We start from the raw sequence: 24,653 nt of genomic DNA on the forward strand, positions 1-24,653 counted from the left end.
TTTGCTGTGTCACGGGTTGCGCAGCGCGATGTTCTGCACCAGCGCGCGCACCACCAATTCAGAACCGAAGGCGTAGCGCGCCCACCCCAGACTGTCCAGCCTGACGGCGCGTGCCGTCTCGGGGCGAGCGGCCTGATCCAGCGCTTCGGATTTCAGCAGCAGCAGGGTTGCCAGCAGTGCGGCGTTTTCGGCCCGTCGCGCCGTTTCTATGGCCGTGTCCAGTTGCGGCAGCATGTCCGGCCCCCGGTCCCGTCCGAGCGCATAGGCTGCAATCTGGGCGATGACATGGGCCTGATGCACTTCGGTTCCGGGCGTATTGCGCAGGAATTGCATGGCAATCGCATATTCGCGCTGTGCGTCTTCAGGATCGTCATACTGGATCATCCGGCCCTTGAGATAGTGCGGATAGGCGCGCCGGTGGTCGGTCCAGCCTTGCTGTTGGCCGATCCGCATCGCCCGGTCCAGCGCGCGCAGCCGCCGGGGCGAGGGCGCGCCGTTGCCCACCGCGATCTGCACCGCGTCGATCCAGGCGCGCGGTGTGGCCGATACCGCTTGGGCGGGCAGACGTGCGCCGCGCGGATTGAGGCGCGCGATCACGCCGGGGATCACTTGCGCGACCTCATCCCGCGTCATGCCGGTGCGCAGCTCGGGCGCATAGGCGGCCCGAAGGATCAGCATGTCGAACCCGGTCAGAGTGGTGTGGAAATTGTCGTCATTGAACACCGAATCCGGCAGGCGGTACATGTCGTTCAACGGACCCAGCGCCTGCGCCAGTTCTTCGTTCAGGCAATCGCGGATTTCCTGCGGGCTGACATCGTTGGGGATGAAAATGCCCAGCCGCTCGCGGCTGCGCAGGGCCGACCAGCTGCTTTTGGGTTTGCGCCTGTCGCGGCGGTATTCCTCTAGGCTTTGGGCGTTGGGTACGACGAAACAGGCCGCCTGCGGCAGAACGCGCTGGATCTGGCGCTGGGGGACGGCCTGGATGGTGATGTTGGCCGGCCCGTCCGGGACCTGCCGGATGTCGATCCCGGCCTCGGTGCGCAAGCGCGTCAGCACCCGGCTCAGATCGGCCTGCATGGTCGGGGCCGGCGTGCCCGTCAGGCGCAGCGTGATCGGAGTTTCGAACCGGGTGAACACGGGCAACGGGGTGCCGCTTTCCAGAAAGAAGAACAGGTCGAGAAAATCGGCGGCGATGTTGGCGTTCGCGCGCATGGGCGGAACCGGGCGCGGCGCGCCGAAGGACCTGGCCGGGGGCAGGGTGCTTTCGGTCGATTTGACCTCGGCGGGCAGTTCGATCGTTTCGACCGTACTGCAGCCAGCCAGCATCAAAGCCAGAACGAAGGCCGCCAGCCTTGTCATGGACGCTGATATTTGATGAACGGGGTCAGTTGCCCGACCCTGTCATACAACCGGCGCGCAGCGTGGTTGAACTCTTGCGTCAACCAATAGACCGAGGGCGCGCCCCGGCGATCGGCCTCGGCATAGACGGCCTCGATCAGGGCGCGTCCGACGCCGGTGCCGCGCACCTGCGGATCGGCGTAGAGGTCCTGCAGGTAGCAGACATCCTCGGTCTTCCAGGCGTGGCGATGAAACAGGAAATGGGTCAGCCCCACCAACTGCCCGTCGCGCTCGGCCACAAGGCAGGAAAAGTCACGGGGGTCATCGCTCAGCAGGCGCGAGAAAGTGCTGTCATAGACCGCTTGCGGCAGCTCGGTTTCGTAGAAGGCCAGATAGGCGCGCCACAGAGCGGCCCATTCCGGCCGGTCCTGGGCGGTCAGAGGGCGAATGCACGGCTGGGTCACATTGGTGGCCTTTGCGGTCTGGTTGCTCGATTGGTGGCCGCGGAAGGGCGCGCGCCGATGCTGGCATCAGGTGCGCCCCAAGGCAAGCCGCGATCACGGAATGGTCAACGACCGGCGCGCTTCAGCGCTTGGCGCGCGCCATGAAGGCCAGCCGTTCGAACAGGTGCACGTCCTGTTCGTTCTTCAGCAGGGCGCCGTGCAGCTTGGGCAGGGCATTGACCCCGTCGCGCTTAAGGTCCTCGGCGTCCAGATCCTCGGCCAGCAAAAGCTTTAGCCAGTCCAGCACCTCGGAGGTCGAGGGCTTTTTCTTCAGCCCCTGCGTCTCGCGGATTTCGTAGAACTGGGTCAGGGCGGTGGTCAGCAGCGCTTCTTTGATTCCCGGGTGGTGCACCTCGACGATGCGGCGCATCGTGGCCTCGTCGGGGAACCGGATATAGTGGAAGAAACAGCGGCGCAAGAAGGCGTCGGGCAGTTCCTTTTCGTTGTTCGAGGTGATGATCACGATGGGGCGGTTTTTGGCCCGGATGGTTTCGCCGGTCTCGTAGACATGAAACTCCATCTTGTCGAGCTCCTGCAGCAGGTCGTTGGGGAACTCGATATCGGCCTTGTCGATCTCGTCGATCAGCAGCACGACCTTTTCTTCGGCCTCGAAGGCCTGCCACAGCTTGCCCTTCTTGATGTAGTTGCGGACGTCGTTCACGCGCTCGTCGCCCAACTGGCTGTCGCGTAGGCGACTGACGGCATCGTATTCGTACAGGCCCTGCTGCGCGCGGGTGGTGGATTTGATGTTCCACTCGATCATCGTCAGTCCCAGCGCCGAGGCTACCTGCTTGGCCAGTTCGGTCTTGCCAGTTCCGGGCTCACCCTTGACCAGAAGCGGTCGTTCCAGCGTCACGGCGGCGTTCACCGCGATGGTCAGATCGTCGGTGGCAACATAGTCTGCGGTGCCTTCGAAACGTGTGGTCATGTGGCCCTCGTGATGATTGTCGCGCAGCGCGCCGGCAAAGAACTCGGGCACCGGGTTACCGGCAGGGGTGATCTTTTACAACCCGGGTCGCAGCGTCGCGGTTTGGGCCCGGCCAATCGAACCGCCCCTGGTTGATTCGGATCACCCGGTTCGATCCGGCGTTGAACCTGCCGCAAAATGGCCGGATCCGTTTCACGAAAAAAGTCGTTTTCATACGTTAAGTCTCATGCTTGTACCAATTTCATCAGTGGCGTGCCGGGCTGGCGTTTGCATAGTGACATTCCTGGCCGCGTGGGATAAACGCTGCGCAGAAGGGGGTGCCGAATGTCAGGCGATACAACCGCAAAAGACGTTTCCGGCCATGCCAAGGGAGCAGATATGAAGCAGGAAGTTTTTCTGCCGGAAGACTACCGTCCGGCCGAAGATGAGCCTTTCATGAATGAACGACAGCTTGAGTATTTCCGTCGCAAGCTGCTGAATTGGAAACACGAACTTTTGGCGGGCAGCCGCGACACCATCGAGGGGCTGCAGGGCAATACCCGCAACATTCCCGATGTCGCCGACCGCGCCAGCGAAGAGACGGACCGCGCGCTGGAACTGCGGACCCGCGATCGTCAGCGCAAGCTGGTGGCCAAGATCGACGCTGCGCTGCGGCGTATCGACGAAGGCGAGTACGGCTATTGCGAGGTCACAGGCGATCCGATTTCGCTCAAGCGGCTGGATGCCCGTCCGATTGCGACCATGACGCTCGAGGCGCAAGAGCGGCACGAGCGGCGCGAGAAGGTGCACCGCGACGATTGATCGCTGGAACGTTCTGACGAATTCGAACGCCGGGGCCTGTGGTTCCGGCGTTTTTGCGTTATGCCAGCTGCATGAAGATCGACGGCTTGAAGTTTGTGGTGGTGGGCGGAGGGATCGGTGGCCTTGCGGCCGCCGTGGCGCTGCAACAGCGCGGCGCACAGGTGACTGTGCTGGAACAGGCGCCCGAGCTGGCCGAGGTGGGTGCCGGGTTGCAGATCAGTGCCAACGGGATGGCGGTGCTGCGCGCGCTGGGTGTGGCGGGCTCTCCGCCCAAGGCCGCGCAGATCTCGCACGGAACCGTGTTGCGCGACTATCGGCGCGGGCGCGTCATCAGCCGGGTGCCGCCGCCTGCGGCCGGGGCGACGTATTACTATCATCGTGCAGACCTGCTGGACCTGTTGCGCGACGCGGCCTTGCGGACAGGGGTGGATCTGCGTCTGAACGCGCGGGTCACGCACGTGCGCAAACACTCCTCCGACGCCGAGATCTCGTTGCGCGACGGGACACGCCTCCGGGCCGAATGCGTCATCGCGGCGGACGGTGGGCGCAGCCATGTCCGCCCGGTTCTGAACGGAAGCGAGGCGCCCCGGTTCACGCATCAGGTCGCGTGGCGCGCGACAATTCCCTGGGCCGACCGCACGGCGACCCCCATGGCCACTTTGACCATGGGGCCGGGCCGTCACGTGGTGACCTATCCGCTGCGGGATCAATCGCAGATGAACATCGTCGCGATCGAAGAACGCTCGGACTGGACCGAGGAAGGCTGGAAGCTGGAAGGCGATGTCGGCGACCTGCATGCGCGCTTCGCCGATTTCGGCGGGGTCACGGGGGAAATCCTTGCCCGCATCGACAAGGTGAACATCTGGGCGCTGTTCCTGCGTCCGGTGGCACAGAAATGGCAGAACGGGCGCGTGGCCCTGTTAGGTGACGCGGCCCATCCGACTTTGCCGTTCATGGCCCAGGGCGCATGCCTCGCGCTCGAGGACGCGTGGGTCCTCAGGCGTGCATTCGATGACCAGTCAGGTGTCCAACGCGCACTCGCCTCCTATGAAGCCAGGCGCCGCCCCCGCGCCCGCGCGGTGGTCGCTGCCGCCGCAAGTAACGCGCGAAACTTCCACCTGAAAGGTCCGACGCGTATCGCGGCGCAGATGGCTTTGTCGCTGATCGGTCGCAGGCTGACGCGGCGATATGATTGGATCTACGATTACGATCCGACGGCATGACGGGTCAGAGATCCAGATCGACCCAGATCGGAACGTGATCCGAAGGCTTTTCGTGCCCGCGTACCTCGGCGTCGATCCGGCAGTCCTGCAACAGGTCCGCGGCCTGCGGGGTCAGCAGGAAATGGTCGATACGGATCCCGTCATTCCGGTTCCAGGCGCCGGCCTGATAGTCCCAGAACGTATAGTGTCCGGGACCTTGGGTTCGGGCGCGGAACGCGTCCGTGAACCCGAGGTTCAGTATTTTTTGAAAGGCGGCTCGGCTTTCGGGACGAAACAACGCGTCCTCGCGCCAGGCATCCGGGCGCTTGGCGTCTTCGGCCTGCGGAATGACGTTGTAGTCGCCTGCCATCAGGGCGGGTTCCTCGGCCTTCAGCAATTCGAGTGCACGTTGATGCAGCCGATCCATCCATGCCAATTTGTAGTCGAACTTTGGCCCGGGTGCGGGGTTCCCGTTAGGAAGGTACAACCCGCAGACCCGCAGAGCTTTCTTGCCCACGACGGTCGCTTCGATCCAGCGAGCCTGATCGTCGCCATCATCGCCCGGCAATCCGCGGGTGACATCCTCCAACGGAAGTTTTGACAGGATCGCGACCCCGTTGAAGCTTTTTTGACCGTGGGTTTCGACGTTGTAGCCGCGCTCCTCGAAGATCTCTCGCGGAAAATTCTCGTCGACGGATTTTATTTCCTGCAACACGGCGACGTCGGGCTGTGCGTCGTCGAGCCAGCGAAGCAGGGCGTCGGCGCGGGCCTTGATGCCGTTGATGTTGAACGAGGCAATTTTCATGCGAGCCCTCCGGTTGAACCAAGGCCACCTATCGCGCAGAACCACCCCAACGGCAAGCAGTTAGCCGGGAATGCGAGGCTCTGCCTCGCGCTCCGGGATATTTGAGGCCAGATGAAGTAACGGTGTGTTAACCAGATTGTCGGAGAAAGAAGGGGCGGTACAGGCGGGGACGCCGATGACCGCGCCAGGTGAAGCCCTCCGGCTTTGGGGGTCGGAGGGCCGACCTCCGCCTTCATCTGGCTAAAAATATCCTGGGGGTGTGGGGGCAAAGCCCCCGCGATGCACTACATCGAAAAAGACGTGCCACAGCCGCAGGATGAGGTGGCATTAGGGTTGTCGATGATAAAACGTGCGCCGATCAACTCTTCGGTGAAGTCGATGGTGGCGTTTTCAAGGAAGGGCAGGGAAATTGCGTCCACGACGACCTTTTGGCCTTTGCCCTCCAAAACCAGATCGTCCTCTTTGGGCTCGTCCAGCGCGATTTCGTATTGGAAGCCGGAGCAGCCACCGCCTTCCACAGCGATGCGCAGCGCCTTGCCATTGTCGGCCGCGCCGATTTCAGCCAACCGCTCAAACGCGCGTTCCGTGACCGTGGGGGGCAGATTCATGCCGGACTCCAAAGGTTTCTTTCTTGACCATCGTACAATATAGAAAACCCGACGACGGGCGACAAGGACAAGACCATTGGAGCGAGCAGGTTTTGCCTCGGACCCCAGCCGCGCACGGGGGCGGTTGGTGCCAGAGGAGGAGAGCAGCTTTCGGTCCTGCTTTCAGCGGGACAGGGACCGGATCATTCACGCCAGCGCTTTTCAGCGGCTCAAGCACAAGACGCAGGTCTTTGTTGAGCACGAGGGCGACAACTACCGCACTCGGCTGACTCATTCCATCGAGGTGGCGCAGGTCGCCCGCACAATCGCGGGCGCTTTGGGCCTGAACCAAGAACTGACCGAGGCCGTCGCGCTGGCGCATGATCTGGGTCATACTCCGTTTGGGCATACCGGCGAGGACGCGCTGCACGCGCTGATGGCACCTTACGGCGGGTTCGATCATAACGCCCAGGCCATCCGGATCGTGACGAGGCTCGAGCGCCACTATGCCGAATTCGACGGTTGCAACCTGACATGGGAATGCCTTGAGGGGATCGCCAAGCACAATGGTCCGGTCACCGGCGATCTGCCCTGGGCGCTGGCCGAATGCAATGACGCCTTCGATCTGGAACTGCACACCCATGCCAGCGCCGAGGCGCAGGTGGCGGCGTTGTCTGATGACATCGCCTATAACAACCACGACCTGTTGGACGGATTGCGCGCCGGGCTGTTCACCGACGACGAGATCACGCAATTGCCCATCATCGGTGAATGCTACGCGGATGTGGATCGCAAGTACCCCGGCCTTGATCCCTATCGCCGGCGGCACGAGGCCTTGCGGCGCGTGTTCGGCGTGATGGTGTCCGATGTCATCGACACGTCCCGCGCCATTCTGGCCGCTTCGGGGGCGCAATCGGTCGAGGATATCCGCCACCTGGGCCAACCGGTCATCCGGTTCTCGGAGGGGCTATGGGCGCAGTTGCGCGAGATTCGGGCTTTTCTGTTCACCCGCATGTATCGTGCGCCCAGCGTCATGGAGGTGCGCGCCCGGGTCAGTCGCGTGGTCGAGGAGCTGTTCCCGATCTACTTGAACGATCCCCGGCAGATGCCCCGGCACTGGCATGACGATATCGAGGCCGCAGCGGACGAAACCGAACTGGCCCGGATCGTGTCGGACTATATCTCGGGGATGACCGACCGGTTCGCGCTGCAGGATCACGCACGCCTGACTGGGAAAACACCGCTGGAGCGTTAGGCGCCCGCGTCCTTGGCCATCGCCCGCATTGACCTTGCCGCCTTGCGTGATAAACCGCCGGGCAAGCAAAAGGACATCCGAAATGAACCTGTTCTCTGATATCCGCGACCTTGTTCTGGACGCGTTGACCCAGATGCAAACCGAAGGCGCTCTGCCCGAGGGGCTGAGCTTTGACAACGTGGCGGTCGAGCCGCCGCGCGACGCGGCGCATGGCGACATGGCCACGAACGCGGCGATGGTGCTGGCGAAACCGGCGAAGATGAAGCCCCGCGACATCGCCGAGACGCTGGCCGCGAAGCTGGCCGAGGATGAGCGGATCACCAGCGCCGAGGTCGCCGGCCCCGGCTTTCTGAACCTGCGTCTGGCGCCGTCGGTCTGGCAGGGCGTTCTGGGCGCGGTGCTGGAAAAGGGCACCGACTATGGCCGCTCGACCATGGGGCAGGGGCTGAAGGTGAACGTCGAATACGTCTCGGCCAACCCCACCGGGCCGCTGCATGTGGGTCATACCCGCGGTGCGGTGTTCGGCGACGCGCTGGCCAGCCTGTTGGCGTATTCCGGCCATGACGTGACCCGCGAATATTACATCAACGATGGCGGCGCGCAGGTCGATGTTCTGGCCCGGTCTGCATTCGAGCGGTACCGCGAGGCCAACGGCCTGAGCCCGGAAATCGCCGAGGGCCTGTATCCCGGCGACTATCTGATCCCGATCGGCGAGGCGCTGAAGGAGAAATATGGTGACAGCCTGTTGGACAAGCCCGAAAGCGAGTGGCTGGCCGAGGTGCGTGAATTCGCCACCGATGCGATGATGGATCTGATCCGCGCCGATCTGAAGGCGCTGGGCGTCGAGATGGACGTGTTCTTCTCGGAAAAATCGCTCTATGGCACCGGCAAGATCGAGGCCGCGCTGGAGGCGCTGAACGAAAAGGGCCTGATCTATGAGGGCGTGCTCGAGCCGCCCAAGGGCAAGAAACCCGAGGATTGGGAGCCGCGGCAGCAGACCCTGTTCCGCTCGACCGCGCATGGCGATGACGTGGATCGCCCGGTCAAGAAATCCGACGGCAGCTGGACCTATTTCGCCCCCGATATCGCCTATCACTATGACAAGGTGACCCGCGGGTTCGACGCGCTGATCGACGTGTTCGGGGCGGACCATGGCGGCTATGTCAAGCGAATGAAGGCCGCCGTTTCGGCATTGTCGGACGGCAAAGTGCCGCTGGACATCAAGCTAACCCAGCTGGTCAAGCTGTGGAAGAATGGCGAGCCGTTCAAGATGTCGAAACGGGCCGGCAACTTCGTCACCCTGCGCGACGTGGTCGATCAGGTCGGCCCCGACGTGACGCGGTTCGTGATGCTGACCCGCAAGAACGACGCGCCGCTGGATTTCGATTTCGACAAGGTGCTGGAACAGAGCCGCGAGAACCCTGTGTTCTATGTTCAATATGCCCATGCCCGGGTGATGAGCGTGCTGCGCCGCGCCGCCGAGGCGGGCATCGACGCCACCGACGAAACCCTGCGCGGGGCAGACCTGGCGGCGCTGGATCACCCGGCCGAACTGACCGTGGCCAAAAAGCTGGCCGAATGGCCACGCCTGGTCGAGATCGCGGCCCGCACCAACGAGCCGCACCGCATCGCCTTCTATCTGTATGAACTTGCAGGGGATTTCCACGCCTTGTGGAACCGTGGCAACGACGAGCCCACGCTGCGGTTCCTGCAGGATGGTGATGTGGCCACAAGCCAGTCAAAAATAGCGCTGGCCCGGGCCGTTTCTGTTGTGATTTCAGCGGGCTTGGGTATTCTTGGGGTCAAGCCGGCGCAGGAGATGCGGTAACCAACACCGCCCGAACCGCCGGTACGAGGTAGGCAAGAAATGACCCGCGCGCCGCGATTTCAGGCGCATTTCGGGCAGTGAGGCGGATATGGCACGTTACGATTTCTCGGGGCAGACAGGCCCCGAGCATATGCATTACTCGAATCAATTCACCGCTGAAGACGGGTACGAGCACCCCGGCGACATGCCGGATTTCGACGGGGCATCGGCCGGTGTCCCGGGCTTTGGCCGCATCGTGAATATTCTTGGCGCCGCGGCGTCCCTGGCGCTGGTGGCCGGGGTGACAGTCTGGGGCTACAAGCTGGTGATGCGGGACGTGTCCGGCGTGCCGGTGGTGCGTGCGGTCGAAGGTCCGATGCGCGTGCAGCCCGAAAACCCCGGTGGAACGCCGGCCGATCATCAAGGTCTGGCGGTGAACGCCGTGGCGGCGGTCGGCACGGCCGCGCCGCCGGCCGACCGGCTGATCCTTGCCCCGCGCCCGGTCTCGCTGAGCGACGAGGACGCGCCGATGGGCACGTTGAAACCGACCCCGGCGGTTCTGAAGGTTGAAGAGACAATAACAAATCAGGAGGCCGCCGAGTTGCGGCAGGACGCGGTGGAGTCGCTGGCTTCGGAATTGTCGGGTGATGTCTCGGCCTCTGCCGAGCTGGAACCGGGTGTGCAACTGGCCGCGCTGACCATGCCCGAGGACGAACCCGCCATCGACCCGGCCGATCTGGCCGCCCAATTGCCCGACCCGGAGCTTGCCGCCTTGCCCGGTGTGCGGCGGTCTCTGCGCCCGCTGACGCGCCCCGCCGGGTTGCGCCGCGCCGCTCCGGTGGGTGGCGCAATCGACGCGGATGCGGTGAATGCCGCCGTGAAATCGGCATTGGGTCTGGATGTCGATCCCGACTCGCTGGCCAAGGGTACACGGCTGGCCCAGCTGGGCGCCTATGAGAGCCCCGATGTGGCCCGCGCTGAATGGGATCGCCTGTACCGCCGCTTTGGCGAGTACATGCAGGGGAAACAACGAGTTATCCAGAAAACCTCGAGCGGCGGTCGCACCTTCTATCGCTTGCGCGTGCATGGGTTTGCCGATCTGAGCGACTCGCGTCAGTTCTGCGCGGCGCTGGTGGCGCAGGATGCCGACTGCATCCCGGTTGCCGTGCGGTGAGGTACGGCGCCACGATCACTGATGCGGCGGGTCTGCGCCTGACGCCCGAAGAGAAGACGTTGTTTCGGCAGATGAACCCGTTCGGCTTCATCCTGTTCGCGCGCAACATCGACACGGCCGATCAGGTGCGCGCACTGTGCGGCGACATGCGCGAGGCCGTGGGCCGCGACTGTATGATTACGATCGATCAGGAGGGCGGACGGGTGCAACGCCTGCGCCCGCCGCTGGCCCGTCAATGGCGTCCCCCGATGGATCATGCCGAACAAGCCGAGGGCCAGGCCGAACGCGCCATGTACCTGCGCTATCGCCTGATTGCGCACGAGCTGTTTTCGCTGGGCATCGACAGCAATTGCGCCCCGATGGTCGATCTGGCCCGACCTGAGACGCACGATTTCCTGCGCAACCGATGTTATGGCGGCGATGCGGCCACGGTCGCACGCCTCGGCCGAGCGGTCGCACAGGGGCACTTGGATGGCGGCGTTCTACCCGTCGTCAAGCACATCCCCGGCCACGGGCGCGCCACGCTCGACAGCCATTTCGACCTGCCGCACGTGGATGCGCCGCTGGACGAGCTGATGCAGACCGATTTCGAGTCTTTCCGCGCCCTGAACGACTTGCCGATGGGCATGACAGCCCATCTGGTCTATGATCAGGTTGACGGAAAACCGGCCACGATTTCGCCTGCGATGATGCGGATCATCCGCGAGCGGATCGGGTTCGACGGGTTGGTCATGACCGATGACATCTCGATGAAAGCGCTCAGCGGATCGCTAGCCGATCTGTCGCAACAGGCGCTGTCGGCGGGCTGCGACGTGGTTCTGCACTGCAACGGTACGTTCGAAGAACGCGCCGAGGTGATGGAGGCCGCGGGCGAAATGTCCGAGGCGGCGCAAGCCCGCGCGGACCGCGCCTTGGCCCGGCGGCAAAGCCCCGAGGAACTTGACATCCGTGCCGCCGAGACGGAACTATCCCGTCTGATGGGCGGGCAGGTGTATGACGGATAACCTTTTCAGCGAAGACCCGGTTTCGGTCGCCGATCGGCTGGCCGCCGAGGCGCTGATCGTGGACGTGGACGGGTTTGAAGGCCCGTTGGACGTGCTGCTGACCTTGTCACGGACGCAAAAGGTCGATCTTCGCAAAATCTCGGTACTGGCGCTGGCGCAGCAATATCTGGCCTTTGTCGAACGGGCCCGCGCCCTGCGGATCGAACTGGCCGCCGACTATTTGGTGATGGCCGCATGGCTGGCCTTTCTGAAGTCGCGCCTGCTGTTGCCGCCCGACCCCGATGAAGAGGGGCCGACGGGCGAAGAACTGGCCGCGCACTTGGCCTTTCAGTTGGAACGCCTGCAGGCGATGCGCGATGCGGCCGCCCGCCTGATGGCGCGCGATCAGTTGGGGCGCGATTTCTTCAAGCGCGGGCAGGGCGAAGACGTGACCCGCATCCGCACGGTCACCTATTCCGCCACGTTGCTGGACCTGATGCAGGGCTATGCCCGCATCCGCACCCGTGACGAATTCCGGCCCTTCGTGATGGACCGCGATTCGGTCTTCACGATGGAACAGGCGCTGGAGCGAATGCGCCCGCTGATCGGATTTGCCGGAACCTGGACCGACATGGAAACCTACCTGCCCGAAGGCTGGGACGTTGACCCGATGCGGCGCCGTTCGGCAACGGCGGCGACGTTTGCGGCCTCGCTGGAGCTGGTCAAGGAAGGACATATGGAGATCAAGCAAAGCGAGACCTTTGCCCCGATCCAACTGCGCAGAAGGACGAAGCCCAGTGACTGACGCCCCCGAAGACGACGGCACCGGCACCCTGTTCGAAGCCCCCCCACTGGCTGAGCAGGAACGCATGGTCGAGGCGGTATTGTTTGCCAGCGCCGAGCCGGTGACGGTGGCCGATCTTGAGGCGCGGATGCCGCATGGCTGTGACGCCAAGCAGGCCTTGGAACTGCTGCAGAAACGCTATGAGGGGCGCGGGGTGCGCGTTGTTCGGGTGGGCGAGGCCTGGGCCATCCGCACGGCCCCCGATCTGGGGTTCCTGATGCAGAAGGAAACGGTCGAGACCCGCAAGCTGAGCCGCGCCGCCATCGAGACCCTGGCGATCGTGGCCTATCATCAGCCCTGCACCCGCGCCGAGATCGAGGAAATCCGCGGTGTGTCCGTGTCGCGGGGAACCATAGACCAACTGCTGGAAATGGAGTGGATCCGGCTGGGCCGCCGCCGCATGACGCCGGGGCGCCCGGTCACCTTCGTGGTGACGCCACAGTTCCTGGACCATTTCGGCCTGGAAAGTGCCCGAGACTTGCCGGGCCTTAAGGAATTGCGTGCTGCGGGGCTGTTGGAGAACCGCCCGCCGCCGGGGACCATGCCGATCGGCGAGGCCAATGAAGATGAACCCGGCGACGAAGACCAGACCGAATTGTTCGAGGAAGACTGAACGCGTCACCCTTTTGTCGGCGAATTCCCCGCCAGGTTTGACACCGAGGAACGGAGACCGGAATGAACGCAAACCGCATCATCGACATGATCGTTCGGCAAGTCGTGCGCCGGCTGGTCACGCGCGGCGTGGACAAGGGCCTCGACCTGGCCGAACGTATGGGACGCAAGTCCGGGCAGCCGGACGGACCGCGCGACCCCAAGGCCGACCGGTACATGGCGCAAAGTGCGCGCCGCCAAGCCCAGAGCATGAAGCAGGCCAGACAGTTGACCCGCCAGATGCGGCGGTTCATGCGGTTCTAGGGATTACTGGACCGACTTGAAATGCTTCGACAATTTCAGGCCCTGACCCTGATAGTTCGAAGCGATTCCCGCGCCGTACAACTGAGTCGGCATCTCGGCCATGCGTTCGTAGACCAGCCGCCCGACGACCTGTCCGTGTTCCAGCACGAAGGGCGCCTCGTGGCAACGGACTTCCAGCACGCCGCGTGATCCGGCGCCGCCGGCTTCGGCATGGCCGAAACCGGGATCGAAGAATCCCGCGTAGTGAACCCGGAATTCACCCACCATCGCCAGATAGGGCGCCATTTCGGCGGCATACATCGGCGGAATGTGGACCGCCTCGCGGCTGACCAGGATGTAGAACGCGCCCGGGTCCAGAATGATGCGCCCCTCGCGGGTGCGCACCTCTTCCCAGTAGTCCTGCGGGTCGTATTCACCGATCCGATCCAGGTCGATCACGCCGGTATGTGGCTTGGCCCGGTACCCGACCAGATCGGTGTTGGGAAGGCGCAGATCGACCGAAAACCCCAACCCGTCCTGAATGACGGCCGGGCCGTCCACCAGCGGCGATTGCGCATGCAACGCGGCCAGATCCGCGTCGGACAGCACCGCCTGACCGCGGCGGAATCGGATCTGGTTCAGGCGCATGCCCGGACGGACCAGAACCGAGAACGAACGCGGACAGATCTCGGCATAGAGTGGGCCGGCATACCCGGCGGGAACGCGGTCGAACTCGGTTCCGCCATCGGTGATGGTGCGGGTCAGCAAGTCGAGCCGCCCGGTCGAGCTTTTGGCGTTGGCCACGGCGGTCACGTCGCCGGGCAGGGCCAGCGATTCCATCAGCGGTACCAGATACACGCAACCTTTTTCCAGTACCGCACCTTCCGAGATGTCGATGTGATGCATCTCGAACTCAGCCAGCCGGTCGGCCACGCTCTGGCCTTCGCCGGCCAGAAACGAGGCGCGCACACGGTAAGCCACTGTTCCTAAACGAAGATCAAGGCTGGCGGGTTGGATCTGGGCGGGGGTGATCGGCGGGGTCGCGGTGATCTCACCGCTGTCGATCATCGCTGCGATCTGCTGGTTCGGGCACACGCCGGTCATTCCGCTCCTCCCCTCAGCCGAAGGAGGCTCCGGCCCGTATTTTCTGAACGTCGGTGTGATTTGGTCGGGCTAGCAGGACTCGAACCTGCGACCTTCCGTCCCCCAGACGGACGCGCTACCAGGCTGCGCCATAGCCCGACGTTGAGGTGTTCATAATGATTTTCCCGGCAGGGGCAAGAGGAAAACATTACCTTTTTGCTCAACCCGCCAATTGCTGTTCGACCCGGTCCAGCCAGGCGCGCAGATCCTTGGCAACGGGCGCGATCCGGCGCAAAGTGTCGGTGTCGAACTCGGTTTTCCGCCACGCCCGGGCTGCGATTCCGGCCTGCTGCGGCGTGGTCTCGGTCTTGGGTTTCTGCGACGCAGCGTGATCCCGGGCTTTGGGGGCGGCAGGTTCGCCCAAATTTTCGGCCTCGGTCGGTGATAGATCGAGGGCACCCTGCACCACGGCGGGGGGCTGCGGCAGCGGCACCACGTTCTCAGCTGCCTGGATTTCGATGGTCGGGGCCGGAGCCGCGCCATCGTCCAGTCCCGGCGACAGCGACGCGACGTAGGCCACGCCCTGTTCGCGCAGGATGCGTTGAACACCCTTGATGGTCACGCCATCCTCGTGCAGCAGCTTCTTGATGCCGCCCAACAGGCGCATGTCGTTGGGGCGGTAATACCTACGTCCTCCGGCCCGCTTGACCGGTTTGATCTGGCTGAACCGACTTTCCCAGAACCGCAGGACATGCGCCTGAACACCCAGCCAATCCGCAACTTCACTGATGGTGCGAAATGCGTCGGGAGACTTGCTCATGCCTGCCTTGCCCCGGACTTACTTGCGGTTTCCGGCCGCGACCCGATCCTTCATCAGATGCGAAGGGCGGAAGGTCAGAACGCGGCGCGGCTCGATGGGAACCTCTTCCCCGGTTTTCGGGTTGCGGCCGACGCGGGCCGACTTGTCCCTGACGCTGAACGTGCCGAAAGACGAGATCTTGACCTGCTCGCCGCGCACCAGCGCATCGGACATGTGGTTCAAAATGCTTTCGACAAGCTGCGCGCTTTCGTTGCGAGACAGACCCACTTCGCGAAACACGGCTTCGCTCAGGTCCATTCGCGTCAGTGTTTTTTCGCCCATGATTATTCCCCTGATGATGTACGACCATAGGGGCAGGGCAAATTCACTGTCAATATCAATGAATTGCGCGTGGTGGTGTAAGCAGGTTTGCGCCGCCCTACCAGCGCATCACCACCGCGCCCCAGGCCAGTCCGCCGCCGATGGCCTCGGTCACTATCAAGTCGCCGGGCTTGATCTGCCCGCGTTCCTTGCCCACCGACAGCGCCAGCGGGATCGATGCGGCCGAGGTGTTGCCGTGATCCTGAACCGTGACCACCACGTTATCCATGGGCAGCTGCAGCTTTTTGGCCGTGCCCTGAATGATGCGGATATTGGCCTGATGCGGGACGATCCAATCGACGTCGCCGCTTGTTAGCCCCGCGCGATCCAGCGCGGTGGTGGCCGTGGCAGCCAGTTTCTCGACCGCGTGGCGGAACACCTGGTTGCCCTGCATTCGCAGATAGCCGGTGGTCCGGTTCGAGACCCCGCCATCGACATAGAGCAGATCCTTGAACCGCCCGTCCGAATGCAGGTCGGTGGATAGAATGCCCCGGTCTTCAGGCGTTCCGGCGCCTTCCTGCGCCTCGAGCACCAGCGCGCCGGCGCCGTCGCCGAACAGAACGCAGGTGCTCCGGTCCGACCAGTCCATGATGCGCGAGAAGGTCTCGGCCCCGATCACGAGGATGCGTTTGGCCTGACCCGACAGGATCAGCGCGTTGGCGTTGGCCAGCGCAAAGACGAAGCCGGCGCAGACCGCTTGCACGTCAAAAGCAAATCCGCGGGTCATGCCCAGATTGGCCTGAACCATGGTCGCAGCGGACGGAAAGGTCAGGTCTGCGGTGGAGGTGGCCAGAACAATCGCGTCGATGTCGTCGGCGGTCAGCCCCGCATCGGTCAGCGCGGCCTTGGCCGCATGGGTCGCCATATCAGATGTGGTTTCGTCTTCCGCCGCGAAATGGCGGCGTTCGATGCCCGAGCGGGTCCGGATCCATTCGTCGGACGTGTCCAACGTCTTTTCGAACTCGGAATTGGGAACGATGCGTTTGGGTAGATAATGCCCGACACCAACAACGACTGAACGGCCTGCCATCTGAGGTCCTGCCTTTTTGTTATTTTTCGGTCTGCAGCGCAGATTGCGCAGCATCTTGTTCAAGCTGGGCAGTCGATGCAACCCGTGCGGCCAATTTTTCGGCAAAACCCGACCGTGCCAGGGTAAAAGCCAGCTTGATGGCCGCGGACACACCCGTGGCATCAGCGCCCCCGTGCGATTTGACCACTGTCCCGTTCAGCCCCAAGAACACCCCCCCGTTCACGCGCCGCGGGTCGATGCGCTTTTTCAGGCGCTGCAATGACGTGATCGCCAACACCGAGGCCAGCCGGGACAGAGGAGAATAGCTGAACGCCTCTCGCAGAAGGTCGCCGATCAGGCTGGCGGTGCCTTCGCCCGTCTTGATCGCGACATTGCCGGTAAACCCGTCCGTCACAATGACATCGGCCTTGTCGCCGGGGATGTCGCTGCCTTCCACGAAGCCCACGAAATCGAAATTCGCCTGCTCGGCGAAGTCCGTGATCAACGCGTGCGCCTCTTTCAACTCGGCGCGGCCCTTGTGTTCTTCTGTACCGACATTCAGCAACCCGATGCGCGGACGCGCCAGGGCCATGCCGTTGCGGGCATACGAGGCCCCCATCAGCGCGTATTGCAGCAGATCCCGGGCATCGGCCCGCACATCCGCGCCCACGTCCAGCATCACGTTGAACCCCTGCGGATTGCGCGAGGGCCACAGGATCGCGATCGCCGGGCGGTTCACGCCGGGCAGCTTGCGCAGCCGCATCATCGACAGCGCCATCAGCGCGCCGGTATTGCCGCAGGATACGGCGCCGTGCGCCTCTCCGTTGCGCACCGAATCCAGCGCCGACCACATCGAGGTGTTCTTGCCGTTGCGCACGACCTGGCTGGGCTTGTCCTGCATCGTTACGACATCGGGACAATCGCGAAAAACGACGCGCCCTTCCAGGACGCGCCGTTTCGCAACAAGCTTGCGCAAGACGTCTTGGGGGCCGTGCAGCAGAAACCCGATATCGGGGTTCTTCTGCGCTGATTTCGCGATTCCAGCAACCACGACCGCGGGACCGGAGTCCCCGCCCATTGCGTCAACCGAGATGATGATCTTTCCGGTCTGCTCGGGCTGCGCCGTCATGCCAAAACCTGCGGTCAATCAGGCTCAGGCCGCGTCTTCGTCCAGGTCGATTTCGTCGGCCTGCGCCACGACTTCGCGGTCGTCATAGTGGCCGCAGGCTGCACAGACGTGGTGCGGGCGTTTCAGTTCGCCGCAGTTCGGGCATTCGTTCGGGTTTGCAGCAACCAGAGCGTCGTGTGCGCGGCGGTTGTTGCGACGCGACTTGGAAACTTTGTTCTGTTGGACGGCCATGGTCTCAACCTTTGTCTGACTGGGGGCTGCAGATTCGCTGCCAGCCCGGGTTTCATTCTTCGTTTTCTCGTGGTGTGACGCGCGTTTAGGGGACGAGCCCCGCGATGTCCAACCCAAATTCCGATGAGCGCGCGAAAATACTGCGATTCTCGACATGTTCAAGGGGTTTTTCTGACCGAGTGCTATGACAGGAAATCATGGCGCTGTCACTTGTCTTTTTTCAGCGCGTCGCGCAACCCGGCCAGCCCCGCAAAAGGCTTGGCATCGTCATCCGTCATGGCCTGTTTGCCCGGCTCGGTGAAAATTGCGTCATCCAGATGTGCGCCGTCCTTGCGGGGGTATTGCGGCAGCGCCAGCGCCAGCGCTTCGCGCATCACGGCACCAGGGTCGATCTCGGGGCCCAGGGGTTCGGTTTCGTCGTCTTCGGGCATCTCGAATTCGGGTTCGTCCGGCTCGGTCCAGTCCGACAGGAACAGGCGCCGCACGGGCGTTTCGATACGCGTGGTCACAGGGTCCAGCGTGACGACGCAGGGCTGGATCACGGTTGCGCCAAGGCGACCGGTCAGTTCCCAATCGCGTTTGCCGCGGGCCTTTATCTCTCCGACAAAGCTCAGCTTGCGCAGCCCCTGCAGGCCCAGATCCGCCCGGAGGACATCCAGTTCATCCGCTGCCGGGCGCAGATCGAACGGGACGGGGCTGTTCTGCGGCAGGTCCGCGACGCGCAAAGATGTTGCCTTGGCCATAGTGACCCTTTCCTGTGTTGAACCGGGGCATGGGTTTCTGTAATCGGATAGAAGCCGCAAGGGTGCAAGGCAAGAGGGTGAAGATGTCGAAGGTCGCGAACAAGCTGAAACTGGCGTTCGGAACGCTTGCCTGCGTGTCGGTGCTTGCGATGGCCGGGTGCAGCCCGGTCTACAAGAACCACGGCTATGTCCCCACGCCCGAGGAACTGGCCGAAATCAAGGTGGGTGTCGATACCCGCGACAGCGTGGTAGAAAAGGTCGGCGCGCCCGGTGCGTCGGGGGTTCTAAAGGATTCGGGGTACTATTACGTCGCCTCGCGTGTCCGCCATTATGGCCCCAAACGCCCCGAAGTGGTCGAGCGGCAGCTGGTCGCCGTCAGCTTTGACCAGCGCGGGGTCGTGCGCAACATCGAACGGTTCGGGCTCGAGGATGGCTATGTCATCGTCCTGGACCGCCGCGTGACCGATTCGAGCGTTCAGGATAGGGGATTCCTGCGTCAGTTGTTGGGCAATATCGGCAGTTTCAACCCGGCAAACATCCCAGGCCAGAGCTGATCGCGCGTCCGGTCCCTCGGTCTGTCATGAGGCGGTTACAGACTTGGTGTTAGTGGCAGGCGGAACTTGGGAAAGTCAGATACCGCGGAGGGTGCGGCCATAGACACGGATGTCTTGCTGAACAAGGGGAGGTATCGGGCGCGACTGGCCCGCACGCCCGAGGACATCGCCGCCGCGCAAGCGCTGCGTACGCTGGCTTTTCGCACCGCACGGACAGACCGCGATGCGTTCGACCGGATCTGCACCCATGTGCTGGTCGAGGATCAGCGGGCCGGCGGGCAACTCGTGTGCTGTTTCCGGATGCTGGTCATGGATTGCGGGCACGAGATCGGCCGCAGCTATTCGGCACAGTTCTACGATCTGTCGGGCTTGCAGAACTTTCAGGGACGGATGGTCGAGATGGGCCGGTTCGCGGTGCATCCCGACCGGACCGACCCGGATATCCTGCGGGTGGCGTGGGGCGCGATGACCGTGTTCGTGGACCGGTGCGACATCCGGTTGCTGTTTGGTTGTTCGTCATTTGCCGGGACCGACACCGAGGCCTACTTGGATGCTTTCGCAATGCTCAAACATCGCCACCTGGCGCCCAAACGCTGGTTGCCGCGGGTCAAGGCGCCGGACGTGTTCCGCTTTGCCGCGCGGCTGCGGCGCCGGCCCAACGCGCAGAAAGCCATGCGGCGCATGCCGCCGTTGCTGCGCACCTACCTTATGATGGGCGGCTGGGTCAGCGATCATGCGGTTGTGGACCGCCAGCTGAACACGCTGCATGTCTTCACCGGCGTCGAGATCGGTGCGATTCCCGCGGCGCGGAAACGCCTCTTGCGGATGATTGCGGGCTAGGGCGGGGCCGTTTGGAAAAGCTGGCGCTGGGCCGTTGACGCCCGATGCCAGCCGGTTTAGCTGGCGCATATGGCACGTATTCCTTTGTTGCAGATGTCCGGCATCTCGCTGACCTTCGGCGGCGAGCCGGTGTTTTCTGATCTGGACCTGGTGGTTCAGCCCGGTGACCGCGTTGCGCTGGTCGGGCGGAACGGCTCGGGCAAATCCACCCTGATGAAGGTCATGGCCGGTCTTGTCGAGCCGGACCGGGGTGAGATCGTGGTGCCGCCCGGCAAATCCGTGGGCTACATGGAGCAGGACCCTCATATGGAAGGCTTTGCCACGCTGGGCGACTATGCCGCCAGTGGGCTGGAACCAGGCGAGTTGTACAAGGTGGAACGGGCCGGTGAGGGGCTAAAATTCGACCCCTCGCGTGCGGTTCAAACCGCCTCGGGCGGAGAGCGGCGCCGTGCGGCGCTGGCCAAGCTGATGGCCGAGGCCCCCGACCTGATGCTGCTGGACGAGCCGACCAACCATCTGGACATCGAGGCCATCGGTTGGCTGGAGCGCGAACTGGGCGCAACGCGGGCGGCTTTTGTCCTGATCTCGCATGACCGCGCCTTTCTGCGAGCACTGACGCGGGCAACCCTGTGGATCGATCGCGGTGTCGTGCGCCGGCAGGAGCAGGGGTTCGAGGCTTTTGAGGCCTGGCGCGACAAGATCTGGGAGGAAGAAGACCAGCAACGCCACAAGCTGGATCGGCTGATCAAGTCCGAATCCCGCTGGGCGGTTGAAGGGATCAGCGCGCGCCGCAAGCGCAATCAGGGCCGGGTGCGGGCGCTGCAAGCGTTGCGGGCGGAACGCGCGGCGCAAATCAAGCGTCAGGGCTCGGCGGCCATGTCTTTGGAATCCGGTCCGAAATCCGGGCGCAAGGTGATCGAGGCGCGCGGTGTCAGCAAGGCGTTCGACGGCAAGCCCATCGTACGCAACCTGGACCTTTTGGTACAGCGCGGCGACCGCGTGGCCTTTGTCGGCCCGAACGGAGTTGGCAAGACGACGCTACTGAAATTGCTGCTGGGCGAGGCCGCGCCGGACGAAGGGTCGGTGACTCTGGGCACCAATCTGGAAATCGCGGTCTTCGACCAGACCCGCGCGCAGCTGGACCCCGAGATGACCCTGTGGGACAGCCTGACCGGCGACCCCGAGATGCGTGTCTCGGGCAAGGCCGATCAGGTGATGGTGCGCGGCCAGCCCAAGCATGTGGTGGGCTATCTCAAGGAATTCCTGTTCGACGAACGGCAGGCGAGAGCGGCCGTCAAGTCTTTGTCGGGTGGCGAAAAAGCGCGGTTGCTGCTGGCCAAGCTGATGGCGAAACCGTCGAACCTGCTGGTGCTGGACGAACCGACTAACGACCTGGATGTCGAGACGCTGGACCTGCTGCAGGAGTTGCTAGACGACTATGACGGTACCGTGCTGCTGGTCAGCCACGACCGGGATTTCCTGGATCGTGTGGCGACCACCACCATCGCGATGGAGGGCAACGGCCGCGCGACGGTCTATGCGGGCGGTTGGTCGGACTATATCGCGCAGCGCGGTGATCTGACCGAGAAAAGGCCTGAGAAAACAAAAGAGAACAAGCCGAAAGTCAAGCAGGAAGCCAAGCCGAAAACCGGCCTGTCCTTTTCCGAAAAGCACCGGCTGGAGAAGCTGCCCGCCGAGATCGCGCGGCTGGAAGCCGAGATCGCCAAGCTGGAGGAGCTGATGTCGGACCCCGAGCTGTTCACCCGCGAGCCGGTGAAGTTCCAGAAGGCGACCGAGGCCCTTGTCGAGCGGCAGCAGAAGCTGGCCGCCGCCGAGGAGGAATGGCTGAAACTGGAAGAAAAGGCTGAGGCCGGGGCCTAGCCAGGCTCGACCCAAGGCGCGGGCAGATCGGCGCTGCCCACGCCATGCGGTCATGTCAGCGCATGCGCAGGGCGCCGTCGATGCGGATGACCTCGCCGTTCAGATAGCCCATCTCGACGATGAACCCGGCCAGCCGGCCGTATTCGCGCGGGTCGCCCAGACGGGCGGGGTTGGGCACGTCGGCGGCCAGTTGCTGCTGCACTTCTTCGGGCAGGCCGGCCAGCATCGGCGTCATGAATATGCCGGGCGCGATGGTCATCACCCGGATCCCGGTCGAGGCCAGATCGCGCGCCATCGGCAGTGTCATGCCCACGACACCGCCCTTGGAGGCGGAATAGGCCGCCTGGCCCTTTTGGCCGTCGAAGGCCGCGATCGAGGCGGTGTTGATGATTACGCCGCGCGCGCCATCTGACTCGGGCGCGTTCTTGGCCATTTCGACGGCAGCCAGACGCGACACGTTGAAGGTGCCCACGAGGTTGATGTCGATGGTGCGCTGGAAGGCGTCCAGCGGGTGGGGGCCGTCCCTGCCGACGGTCTTGATGCCATAGGCGATGCCGGCACAGTTCACGCAAGCAGTGATCTTGCCCATCTTTTCCATCGCCAGCGCAATGGCCGCGGCCACCGAGTTCTCGTCGGTCACGTCGGTCTGTGCGAAATGCCCGCCGATTTCGGCCGCGACCTGCGCGCCACGCTCGGCATCGCGGTCGAGGATGGTCACCTGCGCGCCGTTCTCGGCAAAGTAACGGGCGGTGGCCTCTCCGAGGCCCGAGGCGCCGCCGGTGATGACGGCGGCGGTGGTGGACAATTGCATGGCGGGCTCCTCCCCAATGATCTGAACAAGTGTTCAAATATCAGCCTGTATGGGGATCTGTCCAGCGCATCCCGCCGCGGTCAAGGCCCGCCAGCGGGCGCAGGCTGCGCCCCAGCGGTGGCCACCAGCCCCAGGTGCCGCCCAGCCAGCGGGCGCGGGCGCCGGTTCCCAGTTTGAACCGGGCCAGACCGGGCGCATCCTCGGTCGACACCGGGCCAAGATCGAGCCGCTGCAACCCCCGTTTCGCCAGCCAGCGCATTGCCTGCCACAGAATCAGCCGGTGGGCATTCAGCCGCCGCCCGCGCGCGGTGGTACAGCCGATGTGATAGGTCGCAACCGAGCCATGGCACAGGAACAGCATCGCCGCCACGGTGTCGCCGTCGGTGGCTAAGAATTCAACGGCCTTGCCGGGATTGGCGCGGGCATAGGCCAGGGTCAGCGGCACCGGCCAGTTGCGATAGCCGCGTGCCCGCTGTTGCGCCTGATCGGTGGTCAGCAGCCAATTGTCCGACCCTTCGCGTAGGATGCGGCGCGTGATGCGCCGCAGGCTGCGCTCGGCCTGAACAAGCGCATTGCGCCATTTCTGATGCAGCCCTGCCGGCAGGTCGCTGCGCAGATCCAACTCGGCAACGCAGGTCGGGGTAACCAGCGGCATCGCGCCCAACGTGGTCAGGTCGGGGGCTGGATGGTCGGGCGACAGGATCAGCGGCGTGCGGTTCAACCCGGCCTGCCGGATCAGGCCGGGCAGGGTGGCCGGGTCGATCCGCGCGCGCGGCAGCATTGCCACGGTCACGCCGGGAAAGACCCGACGGCGCAGGACCAGCGTACCGTCCGCCAGCCGCAGCGGGCCCTGCCCGCAGGCGCGCAGGGTCGCCTGCATCTCGGTGCTTTGCATCACGGGGGTGTGCGTGGTCGTCATGCGGGCATTAACCCGGTGGAAACCTAAAGCGGGGTTAATGACAGCATGAAAACGGTTCTCGGACAGACAATCCCATCGCCGCGCGTGACCCGTGCCGCGGCCTTTCTGCTGGCTGCCGCGTTGTCGGTTCCGGTGTTCGTGGTTCTCAGCGTGGCCGACTGGCTGTGGTTTTAACCTAATCCAGCCGGCTGCGCTGCTGCATCGGGGTGACGCCAAAGGCGGCGCGATACACGCGCGAGAAATGGCCAGGGCTTTCAAAGCCGCAGGCAAAGGCCACGTCGGTGACCGAGGATTCGGTCTGCAACAGCAGGTTTCGCGCGCGGTCCAGCCGCAACTCCATGAAGTATTTCTTGGGCGAGGCGTTGAGGTATTTTCCGAACAACCGCTCCAGCTGGCGGGTCGAGATGCCGATCTGTTCGGCGATCAACGCCGGCGAGATCGGGTCGTTGATGCGGTCGGCCATGATCTGGATCGCCTTGGCCAGATGCGCGTTGCGCATGCCGTTGCGCGATTGCAGCGACACGCGCTGATCGGCGGTCGCGTTGCGCACGGCGTTATAGACCATCTGGTCGGCGACCGCGATCGACAGGTCCTGCCCGTGGTCGCGCTCGATCAGGTGCAGCATCAGGTCGGCGGTCGTGGTGCCGCCCGAGGCGGTCATGTGCTTTTCATCGGCCACGAAGACGCTGCGCACCAGGTTCACGTCCGGGAAAGCCTCCATGAAGGCGTCGTGATATTCCCAATGGATCGCCGCCTGCATCCCGTTCAGGAACCCGGCCTCGGCGAGCAGCCACGCGCCCGAACACAGCGCCCCGATGGCCGTACCGCGCGCCCGTTCGCGGCGCAGTGCGGCCAGCAATGAGCGGCTGACGTGATCGCGCATGTGAATGCCCGACAAAACGAAGATCTGGTCGCATTTCGGCAGGTTCGCCAGCCCGCCATGCACCAGTGTCACGGACCCGTTCGAACACACCGCCTGCGCGCCGTCCTCCGAGGCGAAGGACCAGCGGTACAGCTCCTCGCCGCTGACCCAGTTGGCGATGCGCAGCGGCTCGACCGCGCAGGAGAAGGCCAAGTGCGAGAACTCGGGAACGAGGATGAAACAGAAGTGTTGCGGGCGGGTCATGCGCTCAGTCTATCACGGGCGGTCAG

Annotated in this window: 27 protein-coding genes and 1 tRNA gene; 12 read left to right on the forward strand and 16 right to left on the reverse strand. The window is 63.9% G+C overall.

Annotated features, from left to right (window positions below; genetic code table 11):
* Positions 1-9: 9 nt before the first annotated feature.
* From AC2FMM_RS06065 to AC2FMM_RS06075, 3 genes are all read right to left on the reverse strand, one after another.
* Positions 10-1,359: a DUF2927 domain-containing protein gene (locus tag AC2FMM_RS06065; protein WP_496796065.1), complete on the reverse strand. Its 1,350-nt coding sequence runs from the start codon at positions 1,357-1,359 to the stop codon at positions 10-12.
* Entirely contained in the window at positions 1,356-1,802 is a 447-nt protein-coding gene (locus AC2FMM_RS06070) for a GNAT family N-acetyltransferase (protein ID WP_496796066.1), read from the reverse strand. The genes AC2FMM_RS06065 and AC2FMM_RS06070 overlap by 4 nt, the downstream gene beginning before the upstream one ends.
* Before the next feature lie 121 nt (positions 1,803-1,923).
* Positions 1,924-2,769 (reverse strand): AAA family ATPase, encoded by an 846-nt coding sequence (locus AC2FMM_RS06075; protein WP_496683935.1) that lies wholly within the window; start codon positions 2,767-2,769, stop codon positions 1,924-1,926.
* Between the two features lie 378 nt (positions 2,770-3,147).
* Here AC2FMM_RS06075 and dksA point away from each other — a divergent pair, with 378 nt between their 5' ends.
* A complete protein-coding gene (gene dksA / locus AC2FMM_RS06080; protein WP_496683923.1) occupies positions 3,148-3,570 on the forward strand; it encodes an RNA polymerase-binding protein DksA in 423 nt (140 codons plus the stop codon).
* A 71-nt stretch (positions 3,571-3,641) separates the two neighbouring features.
* On the forward strand, positions 3,642-4,793 hold the full coding sequence (locus AC2FMM_RS06085; RefSeq protein WP_496796067.1) for an FAD-dependent oxidoreductase: 1,152 nt from the start codon (positions 3,642-3,644) through the stop codon (positions 4,791-4,793).
* Between the two features lie 4 nt (positions 4,794-4,797).
* Here the strand turns inward: AC2FMM_RS06085 and xth are convergent, their stop codons facing one another.
* Together xth and AC2FMM_RS06095 are read right to left on the reverse strand one after the other, a co-directional pair.
* Positions 4,798-5,577: an exodeoxyribonuclease III gene (xth, locus tag AC2FMM_RS06090; RefSeq protein ID WP_496686377.1), complete on the reverse strand. Its 780-nt coding sequence runs from the start codon at positions 5,575-5,577 to the stop codon at positions 4,798-4,800.
* Between the two features lie 284 nt (positions 5,578-5,861).
* Positions 5,862-6,185, reverse strand: a complete 324-nt coding sequence (locus tag AC2FMM_RS06095) for a HesB/IscA family protein (RefSeq protein ID WP_496796068.1) — start codon at positions 6,183-6,185, stop codon at positions 5,862-5,864.
* 76 nt (positions 6,186-6,261) lie between these two features.
* On the opposite strand from AC2FMM_RS06095, the gene AC2FMM_RS06100 reads away from it, so the two are divergent.
* The 7 genes from AC2FMM_RS06100 to AC2FMM_RS06130 all read left to right on the forward strand — a co-directional run bounded on the left by AC2FMM_RS06100 (position 6,262) and on the right by AC2FMM_RS06130 (position 13,142).
* The gene (locus AC2FMM_RS06100) at positions 6,262-7,419 is read left to right on the forward strand and encodes a deoxyguanosinetriphosphate triphosphohydrolase (protein ID WP_496796069.1); all 1,158 of its coding nucleotides are present in this window, start codon (positions 6,262-6,264) and stop codon (positions 7,417-7,419) included.
* Between the two features lie 82 nt (positions 7,420-7,501).
* Positions 7,502-9,247, forward strand: a complete 1,746-nt coding sequence (gene argS, locus AC2FMM_RS06105; RefSeq protein ID WP_496796070.1) for an arginine--tRNA ligase — start codon at positions 7,502-7,504, stop codon at positions 9,245-9,247.
* Between the two features lie 88 nt (positions 9,248-9,335).
* On the forward strand, positions 9,336-10,400 hold the full coding sequence (locus tag AC2FMM_RS06110) for an SPOR domain-containing protein (protein ID WP_496796071.1): 1,065 nt from the start codon (positions 9,336-9,338) through the stop codon (positions 10,398-10,400).
* Positions 10,397-11,404: a beta-N-acetylhexosaminidase gene (gene nagZ, locus AC2FMM_RS06115; RefSeq protein WP_496796072.1), complete on the forward strand. Its 1,008-nt coding sequence runs from the start codon at positions 10,397-10,399 to the stop codon at positions 11,402-11,404. Before AC2FMM_RS06110 ends, nagZ begins: the two co-directional genes overlap by 4 nt.
* On the forward strand, positions 11,394-12,188 hold the full coding sequence (locus AC2FMM_RS06120) for a segregation and condensation protein A (protein ID WP_496682257.1): 795 nt from the start codon (positions 11,394-11,396) through the stop codon (positions 12,186-12,188). Before nagZ ends, AC2FMM_RS06120 begins: the two co-directional genes overlap by 11 nt.
* On the forward strand, positions 12,181-12,840 hold the full coding sequence (gene scpB / locus AC2FMM_RS06125; RefSeq protein WP_496682259.1) for an SMC-Scp complex subunit ScpB: 660 nt from the start codon (positions 12,181-12,183) through the stop codon (positions 12,838-12,840). Before AC2FMM_RS06120 ends, scpB begins: the two co-directional genes overlap by 8 nt.
* Before the next feature lie 62 nt (positions 12,841-12,902).
* A complete protein-coding gene (locus AC2FMM_RS06130) occupies positions 12,903-13,142 on the forward strand; it encodes a hypothetical protein (RefSeq protein ID WP_496682261.1) in 240 nt (79 codons plus the stop codon).
* Between the two features lie 3 nt (positions 13,143-13,145).
* Here the strand turns inward: AC2FMM_RS06130 and AC2FMM_RS06135 are convergent, their stop codons facing one another.
* The 8 genes from AC2FMM_RS06135 to AC2FMM_RS06170 form a co-directional block, all read right to left on the reverse strand.
* Positions 13,146-14,225 carry a 2'-deoxycytidine 5'-triphosphate deaminase gene (locus AC2FMM_RS06135; protein ID WP_496796073.1) on the reverse strand — a complete coding sequence of 360 codons (1,080 nt, stop codon included), beginning with the start codon at positions 14,223-14,225 and terminating at the stop codon, positions 13,146-13,148.
* Between the two features lie 61 nt (positions 14,226-14,286).
* Positions 14,287-14,363, reverse strand: a tRNA-Pro gene (locus AC2FMM_RS06140).
* Positions 14,364-14,424: 61 nt separating this feature from the next.
* Positions 14,425-15,024, reverse strand: coding sequence for a MerR family transcriptional regulator (locus AC2FMM_RS06145; RefSeq protein WP_496711798.1), 600 nt, complete (start codon positions 15,022-15,024; stop codon positions 14,425-14,427).
* Between the two features lie 18 nt (positions 15,025-15,042).
* A complete protein-coding gene (ihfA, locus tag AC2FMM_RS06150; protein ID WP_496682267.1) occupies positions 15,043-15,345 on the reverse strand; it encodes an integration host factor subunit alpha in 303 nt (100 codons plus the stop codon).
* A 97-nt stretch (positions 15,346-15,442) separates the two neighbouring features.
* A complete protein-coding gene (locus AC2FMM_RS06155; RefSeq protein WP_496682269.1) occupies positions 15,443-16,414 on the reverse strand; it encodes a beta-ketoacyl-ACP synthase III in 972 nt (323 codons plus the stop codon).
* Between the two features lie 19 nt (positions 16,415-16,433).
* Entirely contained in the window at positions 16,434-17,522 is a 1,089-nt protein-coding gene (gene plsX / locus AC2FMM_RS06160) for a phosphate acyltransferase PlsX (protein WP_496711814.1), read from the reverse strand.
* Between the two features lie 24 nt (positions 17,523-17,546).
* Positions 17,547-17,753 (reverse strand): 50S ribosomal protein L32, encoded by a 207-nt coding sequence (gene rpmF, locus AC2FMM_RS06165; protein ID WP_068331762.1) that lies wholly within the window; start codon positions 17,751-17,753, stop codon positions 17,547-17,549.
* A gap of 206 nt (positions 17,754-17,959) precedes the next feature.
* Positions 17,960-18,496, reverse strand: a complete 537-nt coding sequence (locus AC2FMM_RS06170) for a YceD family protein (protein WP_496711800.1) — start codon at positions 18,494-18,496, stop codon at positions 17,960-17,962.
* A gap of 83 nt (positions 18,497-18,579) precedes the next feature.
* On the opposite strand from AC2FMM_RS06170, the gene AC2FMM_RS06175 reads away from it, so the two are divergent.
* From AC2FMM_RS06175 to AC2FMM_RS06185, 3 genes are all read left to right on the forward strand, one after another.
* Entirely contained in the window at positions 18,580-19,050 is a 471-nt protein-coding gene (locus AC2FMM_RS06175; RefSeq protein ID WP_496682273.1) for an outer membrane protein assembly factor BamE, read from the forward strand.
* Positions 19,051-19,116: 66 nt separating this feature from the next.
* The gene (locus AC2FMM_RS06180) at positions 19,117-19,890 is read left to right on the forward strand and encodes a GNAT family N-acetyltransferase (RefSeq protein ID WP_496796074.1); all 774 of its coding nucleotides are present in this window, start codon (positions 19,117-19,119) and stop codon (positions 19,888-19,890) included.
* 69 nt (positions 19,891-19,959) lie between these two features.
* A complete protein-coding gene (locus AC2FMM_RS06185; protein ID WP_496796075.1) occupies positions 19,960-21,771 on the forward strand; it encodes an ABC-F family ATP-binding cassette domain-containing protein in 1,812 nt (603 codons plus the stop codon).
* Positions 21,772-21,826: 55 nt separating this feature from the next.
* Here the strand turns inward: AC2FMM_RS06185 and AC2FMM_RS06190 are convergent, their stop codons facing one another.
* The 3 genes from AC2FMM_RS06190 to AC2FMM_RS06200 all read right to left on the reverse strand — a co-directional run bounded on the left by AC2FMM_RS06190 (position 21,827) and on the right by AC2FMM_RS06200 (position 24,627).
* Positions 21,827-22,582 carry a 3-hydroxyacyl-CoA dehydrogenase gene (locus AC2FMM_RS06190; RefSeq protein ID WP_496682279.1) on the reverse strand — a complete coding sequence of 252 codons (756 nt, stop codon included), beginning with the start codon at positions 22,580-22,582 and terminating at the stop codon, positions 21,827-21,829.
* 40 nt (positions 22,583-22,622) lie between these two features.
* Positions 22,623-23,501, reverse strand: a complete 879-nt coding sequence (locus AC2FMM_RS06195; protein WP_496796076.1) for a GNAT family N-acetyltransferase — start codon at positions 23,499-23,501, stop codon at positions 22,623-22,625.
* Positions 23,502-23,676: 175 nt separating this feature from the next.
* Positions 23,677-24,627, reverse strand: a complete 951-nt coding sequence (locus tag AC2FMM_RS06200) for a GlxA family transcriptional regulator (RefSeq protein ID WP_496796077.1) — start codon at positions 24,625-24,627, stop codon at positions 23,677-23,679.
* Positions 24,628-24,653 lie beyond the last annotated feature (26 nt).

The organism is Ruegeria sp. BHSC043 (assembly GCF_059612985.1).